The following is a 539-nucleotide window of genomic DNA, read 5'->3' as shown; positions in this document are numbered from 1 at the left end:
GTGACCGCCGTCGACAACAAGGCCGCCAGCAAGGTGAACGGCCTGGCCTCGCTGGTCTCGGCCACGGCCACCGAAGCCAGCATGTTCGGCCTGGGCGCTGCCGCCGGCAAGAACATCGGCGCCTTCCACTTCTCCATGAAGCAAGGTTCCTTCACCGGCGACGGCGCTGCCGTGGACACCATCGGTTCGGCGGTCTCGGCCACCCCGAGCTGGAGCAAGGTCAACGCCGGCGGCATGGCCACAGGACGCATGCTGTCCTGGGCGCCGGCTGGCGGCACTGCCCCGGGTTCCTACCAGACCATCTCCGGCACCCTGTCCGTGACTGCCGTGCTGAACAAGCCTGAAAACCTGAACCTGACCCAGGACATCAACCTGGACGGTTCGGCCACCATCGAAGTGAAGTACCTGTAAGCCGGCAACATCCGCAGTTTTCCTGAGGCCATCCTGCAATCGTCTTCCCTGGCCCTCCCTGAGGGCCACTTGCCCGCTTCGTCCGCGAAGCGGGCTTTTTTGTTTCCGGAAAGGAAAATCCCCTCCGG

General features: G+C 64.6%; 1 protein-coding gene. It reads left to right on the top strand.

Annotated elements, in window-relative coordinates; translation table 11 throughout:
* Positions 1–411, top strand: a 411-nt coding sequence (locus tag AKL28_RS24975; protein WP_462491138.1) for a DUF1120 domain-containing protein, incomplete at its 5' end; no start/stop codon positions are given.
* Positions 412–539 lie beyond the last annotated feature (128 nt).

The sequence above is a fragment of the Herbaspirillum chlorophenolicum genome (assembly GCF_001189955.1).
Lineage (GTDB): Bacteria > Pseudomonadota > Gammaproteobacteria > Burkholderiales > Burkholderiaceae_D > Herbaspirillum > Herbaspirillum chlorophenolicum.
The sequence above is the reverse complement of the archived record's forward strand: the minus strand, read 5'-3'. Positions and strand labels throughout refer to the sequence as shown.